Consider the following 10,061-nt stretch of genomic DNA (forward strand, 5'->3'; position numbering starts at 1 on the left):
AACAACGCAGATAAATTGAGATTTATCTGCTTGGCTCTGGGTTCGTCTGCGGCTTGTTTCAAGAAAAATGGCTGACAAGAAATTTATCAGCGCTGTGCTTCTGCAACAACTTCATTTCTGATCTGAGTTGGCTGTTCCGAGGCTTTTTCAGCACTATGCTGCAATGCCTGATACAGGCGATTTAAAGCGCTGATGTATGCTTCAGCAGACGCTACGATAATGTCGGTATTTGCCGAGTGACCGGAAAATACTTTGCCTTCGTGCCGCAAGCGAATTGTTACTTCGCCGATCGCATCTATTCCCGCTGTCACCGACTGTACAGAAAACTCGATCAACTCGTTGGGTACGTTTACCACCCGGTTAATTGCCCTGTAAATCGCATCCACCGGCCCAGTGCCGATCGCAGCATCGGTCAATTCTTCGCCCGCCGGATTCCGCACAGTGACAGTTGCTGTCGGGCGAGATTTGTCGCCGCAGGAAACTTGCACCAATTCTAACCGGAATAGTTCCGGTGCTTGGTGCACTTCGTTATTGGCGATCGCCTCTAAATCCCAATCAGTAATCTCTTTTTTCTTGTCCGCTAAATCTTTGAACTTGATAAAAGCCTTATTTAGCTCATCGTCTGCCATTTCAAAACCCAACTCTTTCAAGCGAGTGTGAAATGCGTGGCGGCCCGACAATTTGCCCAAGACGATTTGATTTTCAGTTAAGCCGATCGACTCGGCATCCATAATCTCGTATGTCAGCTTATTTTTCAGCACTCCGTCTTGGTGAATTCCCGATTCGTGAGCGAAAGCATTTGCCCCGACAATCGCCTTATTTGGCTGCACCAACATCCCCGTCAAATTGGAAACCAAGCGCGAAGTTTTGTAAATTTGGCGGGAGTCAATATTTGTCAGCGGTTCCTCAGAATCCGCAGGCCGGCCCAAGAACGGATTATAATATTGACGCCGCACGTAAAGCGCCATTACCAACTCTTCCAGAGCCGCATTTCCCGCCCGTTCGCCAATCCCGTTAATCGTGCATTCTAACTGTCTGGCGCCATTTTTTACGGCTTCCAAAAAGTTAGCAACAGCCAATCCTAAGTCATTGTGACCGTGAACCGAAATAATCGCGCGATCGATATTCGGCACATTTTCCTTAATTCCCCGAATCAAAGCCCCAAATTCGCTCGGAGTAGTGTAGCCGACAGTATCGGGAATATTAACAGTTGTCGCACCCGCTGCGATCGCCCGTTCTAGAACCTGATACAAAAACTCCGGTTCCGATCGACAAGCATCTTCCGGCGAAAACTCCACATCATCCACAAAAGACTTAGCGTAAGCCACCATTTCCGGCACAATTTCCAGAACCTCAGCCCGCGTCTTTTTCAGCTTATACTCCAAGTGAATATCAGACGTAGCCAGAAACGTATGAATTCGCGAATTTACTGCTGGTTTCAGAGCCTCTGCTGCTGTTTTAATATCCTGCTTTCTCGCCCGTGCTAAACCGCAAATTGTCGGGCCATCTTCCGTGCCAACCGATCGGGCTATTTTTTGGACTGCCTCGAAATCTCCCGTGCTGGTGAAAGGGAAACCCGCTTCAATCACATCCACGCCCAATCTCGCTAACTGGCGAGCTATAGTCAGCTTTTCATCAACATTCAGAGATGCACCCGGAGATTGTTCTCCGTCTCGCAAAGTCGTATCGAAAATAATAATCCGGTCTTGACTTGGTTGAGTTTTCATAGCTCTAAAAAAGTGTTTTCCTGATTTTTACTTGTCCGTTTTTCTGGATTTTTAGCCTCCAGTCACCAGTCCCCTGTCTCGCGCCAATAACGAATAATTAATAACCCATAACCCATAACTACTGACTAATGACTGCTGACTAATGACTAATGACTAATAACTAATGACTAATGACTAATAACTACTGACTAATAATCCATCTTCTCGATATGTTCCCTAATTTCATTTAGGTCTATATACCTATCTGTAGCATTTCGTAACTCTCTAGCAATCATTCCTTCGGTTGATACCACAGTAATATGAGTATTTTTCGAGCGGAGCAGCTCGATCGCCCGCTCAAAATCCCCATCCCCGCTAAACAGCACAACTTGGTCGTATTGATCCACGGTATTAAACATATCAACCACAATTTCTATGTCTAAATTAGCCTTTTGAGAATATCTGCCCGAAGCATCGTCGTAATATTCCTTAAGAATTTTAGTGCGAACCGTGTAACCCAGACTGATCAAAGCATCTCGAAATCCCCTTTGATCTTGGGGGTCTTTGAGACCCGTATACCAGAAAGCATTGATCAAGATGACATTCGGCTGCGAAGTTTTGAAATATTCGAGCACCCTGCGAGGATCAAAAAACCAACCGTTCTTTTGTTGAGCGTAGAACATATTGTTCCCGTCCACAAAAATAGAAAGGCGGTTCATTAAGTTTGTCATAGAAACTTAGACCTAATAATTGTAGAAAGAAGTTAATCTAAATATCACATTTTAGCAACATGGAGCTAACTGAGGCAATAGATTAGACTTCAGAAAACTCCATCTCCCCAGTATTTCATATTTTCGGCTCTACCGCCAGAGGGTTCTTTTAACCCTGCTTGCATTTGAGCGAGGGGCCCTCACAAACTATACGCCTAGTAACTCAATACCGGCTGCCGTGTCAAGGTTAATGGCGCCTTCAAACTACCGTGCCCACCGCCCTACCGCCAAGCAGGCATACGCCCAGCGCATAGCAGTAGATTTTGCTCCCCTGATTTCATAGCGCAGACTACCTCCGCTCAAGCCTTTTTGCTTTCAAGAGCCCAGCGAGCTAACTCTGTCCGGTTGTGCAGACCTGTTTTGCCCAGCATATTGCTGACGTGGCTTTCGATTGTCCGCTGGCTGACATTCATCACGTCTGCGATCTGGCGGTTTGCCATACCCTGCGCTAGCAACTGTACCACCTTTAACTCAGTGGGAGTCAATTCGACATTGCGGCGCGCCTTAATTTTTGGGCCACTCTCCATACCGGGATTTGAGTGGCGAATCAAGCGGGATGCTGCTTTCAGAGAAGATTCCACTTGGGCTACCAGTTCTTCTGGTTCAAAAGGCTTGACTATATAAACGTCAGCCCCAGTGCTCAAGCCTTTTACTCGGTCTGAACTTTGACCTTTTGCGGACAAGAAAAGAACCGGAATCCAGTTAGTGCGAGGGTCTTCTCTGATGTGTTTGACTAAAGTGTAGCCGTCCATTTCCGGCATCATCACGTCGCAGATAATCAAGTCGGGAACTTCTTGTTCTAGTTTTTCCAGAGCGTCTCTGCCGTTTTCTGCTGTAATGACGTTGTAACCCCGAAACTCCAAGTAGTCCTTGACGAGCAAGATCAAGTTGGGGTCGTCGTCAACCAGCATCAGCCGTTTTTGCTCTCCTGAATTATTGTCCTTTGTCATGTTTATTCCCGCTAAAGTATCCCGCACGCTTCCTTGTTTTCACTTCTGTTTTTTCCGTCAGTCCCCCGCCACCAGGCTGGGGGTGGAGGACGACGGTCGGCTGAAGGGATGGCGGTGAGGGAAAGCGGGGCGGGTATTACCGCTTTCCAACCTATAATTGAGGGCTGTTCGTGAGTGTCTTACGACCTGGAATGCAGCCCAAACCTGTAATTCACGATCGCCCTATCAAGATCAGCCCTGATTGATTGGAGACTCCCTAACAGAGCCCAAGTTAAATATTTAATCTCGATCGGTTCAATTTCAGGTTAATGCCCCGGTTTTAAATGATACTTCTGATATAGAGAAATTTAAGCAGACTCCCTACTTACGTATTTAACTGCTTCTAGTGTAGTTTGGCAACCTGCTTAGTGTCTGCCACTGAGAAATTTTTGCACAAAATTTCACAGTTCCTCGGATCGATTTTTTTTACTGTACCTTTTGAGAAACACAAGGAACACGGGAAGCTGCACGAAGACAATCACCTACCTACAGTTTTATTGAACTGTAGCAGGTGCGATCGCCCGGACGCCAAACTGTCTCAAATTCTCACCCTTAACCTTAAATTTAACACTTTACCTATAACCCTGTACTTTAAACAGCGCTACACTTAAATGTTTGGCTCCGCCTCACGAGGCACAGGCAAAGGATGAATCAAGAAAGCGTATTCTTGAACTACCTTTGAGTTTAGGAGATGTTCCTGAATAATTCTCTCAATGACGGGTGGAGTAACGTCGCGATACCACACTCCGTCTGGATAGACTACCATAATCGGGCCAGACGCGCACACTCGCAGGCAATTGGCTTTCGTGCGAAAGACGCAGGTTGGTCGATCGGCACTTGGCTTGTCCAATCCCAATTCTTGCAAGCGTTTTTTTAAGTAATTCCACGCCTCCAGACTGGTTTGCCGATCGCAGCACTTGGGCACGGTTTGGTCAGCACAGATAAAAATATGTCGCTCGATTTGAGCGATTCCCAGGCTTTGGACGCAAGCGCTCAAGCCTTGGCTGCAAGATTCATCGTTATTTTCAAGCATTTTATTCATTCGTCAACAGTAATTGGTTAGCGATCGAAAGTCATCACCACAGCCCCCACTCCCGCTTCCCCCTCTCCGGAGCGCCCACTCATGGTCGGTTCGGGAACCCGTACTGACAACTAAGTTGCGATCGACCCTGACTAAAGCTAAATTAGCACTCAGGAGTCGAGAGTGCTAATATGTCAGTTGTAAGTAGTCCGCTGTTGCTTTCATCGTGACCCCTGACGACTGACTCACGACAATCTGTAATCTGGAGATTTATTTATGGCAGCAGTATCACTGAGTGTTTCTACCGTTAAACCGTTAGGCGAGCGCGTGTTCGTGAAAGTAAGCGCTAGCGAAGAAAAAACCGCCGGCGGCATCCTTCTGCCCGACACAGCGAAAGAAAAGCCCCAAGTAGGCGAAGTCGCGGCCGTGGGCCCTGGCAAGCGCAATGACGACGGCACTCGCACTGAAATGGAAGTCAAAGTCGGCGACAAAGTTCTCTACTCGAAGTACGCCGGCACCGACATCAAACTCGGCACAGACGAATACGTCTTGCTTGCAGAAAAAGACATTCTGGCGATCGTTAACTAATTAATCATTAGTCATCAGTCCTTAGTCATCAGTCATTAGTTTAAAGCGAACGCCGCCAAACAACTAATGACACGGGACAAATGACTAAAATCCATCATCCCCAATCCAAAATCTAAAACCCTCTCATCCCCAAAAACTATGGCTAAGCGTATCATCTACAACGAAAATGCACGTCGCGCCCTCGAACGCGGTATGGACATTCTGGCCGAAGCAGTGGCCGTAACCCTCGGCCCCAAAGGCCGTAACGTGGTTCTCGAAAAGAAATTCGGAGCTCCTCAGATCGTCAATGACGGTGTTACCATCGCCAAAGAAATCGAACTAGAAGACCACGTAGAAAATACAGGCGTTGCCCTGATCCGTCAAGCAGCTTCCAAAACCAACGACGCAGCAGGCGACGGTACCACAACTGCTACCGTTTTGGCTCACGCAATGGTCAAAGAAGGTCTGCGTAACGTAGCAGCCGGCGCAAATGCGATCGCCCTCAAGCGCGGTGTTGACAAAGCAACCACGTTTTTGGTAGAAAAAATTGCCGAACACGCCAAACAAGTAGAAGATTCCAAAGCCATCGCTCAAGTCGGCTCCATCTCTGCTGGTAACGACGATGAAGTCGGCCAAATGATTGCCAACGCAATGGACAAGGTGGGCAAAGAAGGCGTGATTTCCCTGGAAGAAGGGAAGTCTATGACCACCGAATTGGAAATCACCGAAGGGATGCGCTTCGACAAAGGCTACATTTCTCCCTACTTCGTCACCGACACCGAACGGATGGAAGCGATTCTAGAAGAACCTTTCATCTTGCTGACAGACAAGAAAATTGCTCTGGTACAAGATTTAGTACCCGTGCTCGAACAAGTAGCTCGTTCTGGCCGCCCGCTGTTGATCATTGCAGAAGACATTGAGAAAGAAGCTTTAGCTACCCTCGTTGTCAACAAACTGCGCGGTGTGTTGAACGTGACTGCTGTTAAAGCACCCGGTTTTGGCGATCGACGCAAAGCCATGTTAGAAGATATCGCCGTATTGACCGGCGGTCAACTAATCACCGAAGACGCCGGTTTGAAACTGGAAAATACCAAGCTCGACATGATCGGCAAAGCCCGCCGCATCACCATCACCAAAGACAGCACCACAATTGTTGCCGAAGGTAACGAAGCTGCCGTTAAGTCCCGCTGCGAACAAATTCGCCGTCAAATGGACGAAACCGAATCTTCCTACGACAAAGAGAAGCTGCAAGAACGTTTGGCCAAATTGGCTGGCGGCGTCGCAGTCATCAAAGTCGGCGCGGCTACCGAAACAGAAATGAAGGATCGCAAACTGCGTCTTGAAGATGCGATCAACGCTACCAAAGCTGCTGTAGAAGAAGGAATTGTTCCTGGTGGCGGTACAACTTTGGCTCACCTGACTCCTCAATTGGAAGAGTGGGCAAATGGCAGTCTCCACGGCGAAGAGTTGACTGGTGCTTTGATTGTGGCACGGGCTCTGGCTGCTCCTCTGAAGCGGATTGCTGAAAATGCTGGTTTGAATGGCGCTGTGATTGCTGAGCGCGTCAAAGAAAAGCCGTTCAACGTCGGTTTCAACGCAGCGACAAATGAGTTTGTCGATATGTTTGAAGCTGGAATCGTTGACCCTGCGAAGGTGACTCGTTCTGCTCTGCAAAATGCCGCATCTATTGCTGGTATGGTGCTGACAACCGAGTGCATCGTCGTTGACAAGCCTGAACCGAAGGATGGCGCTGCTGCTGCTGGCGCTGGCGGCGGCATGGGTGGCGGCGACTTCGATTACTAATCGATAGTTTGATAGGGCGGGCTTTTGGGCCTGCCCTATTATTTTGGGAAGTGCTTTTACTGTAGGCATAACTTTAACTCTGAAGCGAAATTAACTAAACGCACAATCTATAAGGGCCCCGTGCCTCTGTACTCAAACGCGAGGTTATACCTAAAAACCTAACCCTGCGTGACCGTTAAATTTTGACATTTCAGAAGATTAAAGATGCCTAAAACAACAGTAGAGAGAATTCCCGACGAAGCCTTAGTAGTTCGTGGTGGCCGTAATAGTCCAGAAGATATTCAACGTGCCATACGAACCCACCCCAGTGGCATCACAGGAATTTCTATAGAATGTGCAGTAGAATTGTCTATAGCAGAATTAGCGTTAGCAATTCCTCATGGACAAGTGGGTGTTACCACGGTGGGTAAGGTTCGCTCGGAAGGTGGAGATGTCATCCGTACTTCTGGCAGAAGTTTAAATCATGCAACTCTCACTGGCTTAACACCAGAAAAAGCAAGTCTTCTGCTGACACCAACTATCCCTAACCCATCTAGGACTTAAGCAACTGGCACATAGAGTCTAACTTCAAAAAGCACACAGAGCAGGGTGCGTCAGATGTTCAAACCCTGGATTAATCGATCACTTCCTCTGACGCACCCTACAAGCTAGCACATAGAGTAGGGTGCGTCAGATGTTCAAACCCTGGATTAATCCATCGCTTCGTCTGACGCACCCTACAAGCTCATCTAAGTGTGTCATTTCCGTAACTCCCACATCAAAAAAATCATCTCAAGTGTAGTAATAAATATGAGTTCTCCTAGAATCTTTGCAGACTTTCATAATGCTGATAAACAGAGTCGCCTTCGTCTGAACTGTGTTGGTACAATTGAAGATTTGAGTCGCCAAAATATTAAATTGCAAAATGGTCAATTGCTCACCCTCTATAGCGAAGAATTAGAAGTGGATGGCGTGGTGCAATATTCTGAAGAGGAAAGTCTTTGGGTTGCAGTAATTGATTGGGAGCAAATTAGACAAGTAGAGGATATGCTTCTTCAAGCAACCGTCTAGTTAGGGATTGCTAAATATTCGTCCTTGGGAAGGGAAATAATATGAATCTATCCTTTAAAAATTTAAGATTTATTATAAAAGCCATTGAACATAAAATAAATGCCTATCAAGAACGTTGGCAAGTAATTGAAGAGGTAGATGAGGATGAGGCGGCCGATATAGGGAATGATATTAAATTTTTAGAGCTTCTCATCGCAGACATGAGGACAAGTTTAGAGCAGCATACTGGACGGGAAAATATCGCTTATGAACAAGCGCTATCTGAAGCCCTAGAAGAGACTTTTGCAGAGTGGGAAACTACCGAGGCGATGACGGCGGCGGAGGCTTGTAAACGGCTCAGAGTAATTTCATATCAAGCTCTCGAATAACTTTGAGAGAAGGCAGCAAAAACTGATCCGCCTAAGTGCACAATCAAAAGGTGGCTTTTATTACCTCTCAATAACCAGGCACACCATTTATGAAACTTTATCACACCCCCATTTCCCCGAACTCTCGCCGCGTCTGGATCGCCCTCTTAGAAAAAAACCTCGACTTTGAATTAGTAGAAATCCACTTGGACGGCGATCACTTGCAGCCTGAGTTTGTCGCAATAAATCCTTTTCACCGCATCCCTGTTTTGGTCGATGATGACTTCACAGTCGTCGAGTCTCTAGCAATTCTTGACTATCTAGAAACGAAGTATCCCGAACCGGCAATGCTGCCAAAAGAACCGAAAGATTTGGCAGTTGTGAGGATGGTGGAATTGGTCACGGTTAACGAACTTCTACCGCAACTTTACCCCCTAAGCAGTGAAATAATGGGATGGGAAACTCCCCAAGCGCAGGAAATCGAAAAGGCTAAGGAAAAAATCGATACTGTGTTGACATTTTTTGAAGGTTTGTTGGACGATCGCCCTTTTTTCGCTAGCAACAGTGTCACGTTTGCCGAGTGCGTTGCCGGCACCGTCGTACCCTTGCTATCTTGGGTTGGTGTGTCCCTAGACGGCTATCCTAAAATTCAAGCTTGGTGCGATCGACTGCTGGCCCGCCCCTCATGGCAGCAAACTCAATTCACCGAGGCAGACTTGGCGGCTTTCGCCTCTCGAAGACAAAAGTTTCTCGCACAATCTGAAGCCTCATGAACCAATCAATTGTGAAGCGATCGCTCTTTTTCCTAGCTGTTTTCACCTGCATCCAAATTCCCATCGCAGCAATGGGGCAGCCCGCAGCCCGATCGAACTACGAAGCAATTAACGCTAAACAGTTCGTTGCCGATCGCAAAATTACCGTCTCCAATCCCAAAGATATCGCAGCAAAACTCTTTAGCAGAGACACAGAATCTGAAGGCAGAAAAAGCGACCAAATTTCGGTTGAATATCCCACGCGAGAAACAGCGGTAATTGTCCAAACCGTGGTCGGTTTAGCTGACGATTCTGTTGCTACAATGCGACACCGCATCGAACTCAGACTCAGGCAAAATAAGTGGGAAATTGTCTGGATTGGCCGACAATCCAAGTGTCAACCAAATCGCGGACACCAAGATTGGGCAAGCGGCCGCTGTCAGTAGAAAGGTCGATCGGCTTTTTGCTTAAATTCATTCCTCCCGCGTGCGTTGCGAGGAACCAAGCTAGGACTTGACGCTACTCACGAAAAACAGAGGCACAGAAAGATTCGCTACCGCTGCTTCCCGATAGAAATAAGTTATTCATTCGTAAGCCCCAGAAGCAGTCTGAGCTGGGCGTTGTTCCCAGGCTGCGCGACAATCTTAAAACTATGTTTGGTGTCGATCGCTCTTTTAGTCAAAAAGAGCGATCGAATTCAGAAGTTTACTTGCACATGATCAAATTTCCAGCCGAGATGAATCCGGCCACAGGGGCTGAAATCTCAACCCAATTGCGGTCTTCTCCATTCTTATCTCTCACTAACTGGAAGTTCGGCACAAGCGTTACTTGACCGTTAGCAGCTACGCCACCTTTAACCGCAGCAGTCTTTGAAGGCTCGGTGCGGATAGCTAGACCCCTCGGCGCTACGCGAGGTTCTACTTGGCGGCACAGACTTACGGGACCCGTTGCTGGTGCTGGTGCTGGTGCTGGCGCTGGTGCTGGTGCTGGTGCTGGTGCTGGTGCTGGTGCTGGTGCTGGTGCTGGTGCTGGTGCTGGTGCTGGTGCTGGTGCTGG

General features: G+C 47.5%; 11 protein-coding genes. 7 read left to right on the forward strand and 4 right to left on the reverse strand.

Annotation, left to right across the window (positions count from 1 at the left end):
- Nucleotides 1-86: 86 nt before the first annotated feature.
- The 4 genes from QUB14_RS06115 to QUB14_RS06130 form a co-directional block, all read right to left on the reverse strand.
- A complete protein-coding gene (locus QUB14_RS06115) occupies nucleotides 87-1,727 on the reverse strand; it encodes a 2-isopropylmalate synthase (RefSeq protein ID WP_333215909.1) in 1,641 nt (546 codons plus the stop codon).
- Nucleotides 1,728-1,915: 188 nt separating this feature from the next.
- On the reverse strand, nucleotides 1,916-2,437 hold the full coding sequence (locus QUB14_RS06120) for a LabA-like NYN domain-containing protein (RefSeq protein ID WP_006633075.1): 522 nt from the start codon (nucleotides 2,435-2,437) through the stop codon (nucleotides 1,916-1,918).
- 338 nt (nucleotides 2,438-2,775) lie between these two features.
- The gene (locus tag QUB14_RS06125) at nucleotides 2,776-3,426 is read right to left on the reverse strand and encodes a response regulator transcription factor (protein WP_006633074.1); all 651 of its coding nucleotides are present in this window, start codon (nucleotides 3,424-3,426) and stop codon (nucleotides 2,776-2,778) included.
- A 646-nt stretch (nucleotides 3,427-4,072) separates the two neighbouring features.
- On the reverse strand, nucleotides 4,073-4,498 hold the full coding sequence (locus QUB14_RS06130) for a ferredoxin (RefSeq protein ID WP_333215911.1): 426 nt from the start codon (nucleotides 4,496-4,498) through the stop codon (nucleotides 4,073-4,075).
- A 264-nt stretch (nucleotides 4,499-4,762) separates the two neighbouring features.
- Here QUB14_RS06130 and groES point away from each other — a divergent pair, with 264 nt between their 5' ends.
- The 7 genes from groES to QUB14_RS06165 all read left to right on the forward strand — a co-directional run bounded on the left by groES (nucleotide 4,763) and on the right by QUB14_RS06165 (nucleotide 9,451).
- On the forward strand, nucleotides 4,763-5,074 hold the full coding sequence (groES, locus tag QUB14_RS06135; RefSeq protein WP_333100012.1) for a co-chaperone GroES: 312 nt from the start codon (nucleotides 4,763-4,765) through the stop codon (nucleotides 5,072-5,074).
- A 138-nt stretch (nucleotides 5,075-5,212) separates the two neighbouring features.
- Nucleotides 5,213-6,856, forward strand: coding sequence for a chaperonin GroEL (gene groL / locus QUB14_RS06140; protein ID WP_333215913.1), 1,644 nt, complete (start codon nucleotides 5,213-5,215; stop codon nucleotides 6,854-6,856).
- 204 nt (nucleotides 6,857-7,060) lie between these two features.
- The gene (locus QUB14_RS06145; protein ID WP_333215915.1) at nucleotides 7,061-7,399 is read left to right on the forward strand and encodes a flavoredoxin; all 339 of its coding nucleotides are present in this window, start codon (nucleotides 7,061-7,063) and stop codon (nucleotides 7,397-7,399) included.
- Between the two features lie 246 nt (nucleotides 7,400-7,645).
- Nucleotides 7,646-7,906, forward strand: coding sequence for a hypothetical protein (locus QUB14_RS06150; RefSeq protein ID WP_333215917.1), 261 nt, complete (start codon nucleotides 7,646-7,648; stop codon nucleotides 7,904-7,906).
- 41 nt (nucleotides 7,907-7,947) lie between these two features.
- The gene (locus tag QUB14_RS06155; RefSeq protein ID WP_333215918.1) at nucleotides 7,948-8,274 is read left to right on the forward strand and encodes a hypothetical protein; all 327 of its coding nucleotides are present in this window, start codon (nucleotides 7,948-7,950) and stop codon (nucleotides 8,272-8,274) included.
- Nucleotides 8,275-8,363: 89 nt separating this feature from the next.
- The gene (locus QUB14_RS06160) at nucleotides 8,364-9,026 is read left to right on the forward strand and encodes a glutathione S-transferase family protein (protein WP_333215920.1); all 663 of its coding nucleotides are present in this window, start codon (nucleotides 8,364-8,366) and stop codon (nucleotides 9,024-9,026) included.
- Nucleotides 9,023-9,451: a hypothetical protein gene (locus QUB14_RS06165; protein WP_333215922.1), complete on the forward strand. Its 429-nt coding sequence runs from the start codon at nucleotides 9,023-9,025 to the stop codon at nucleotides 9,449-9,451. The genes QUB14_RS06160 and QUB14_RS06165 overlap by 4 nt, the downstream gene beginning before the upstream one ends.
- The last annotated feature ends 610 nt before the right edge of the window (nucleotides 9,452-10,061 follow it).

The sequence above is a fragment of the Microcoleus sp. B3-D2 genome, assembly GCF_036705345.1.
Classification (GTDB): Bacteria; Cyanobacteriota; Cyanobacteriia; order Cyanobacteriales; family Microcoleaceae; genus Microcoleus.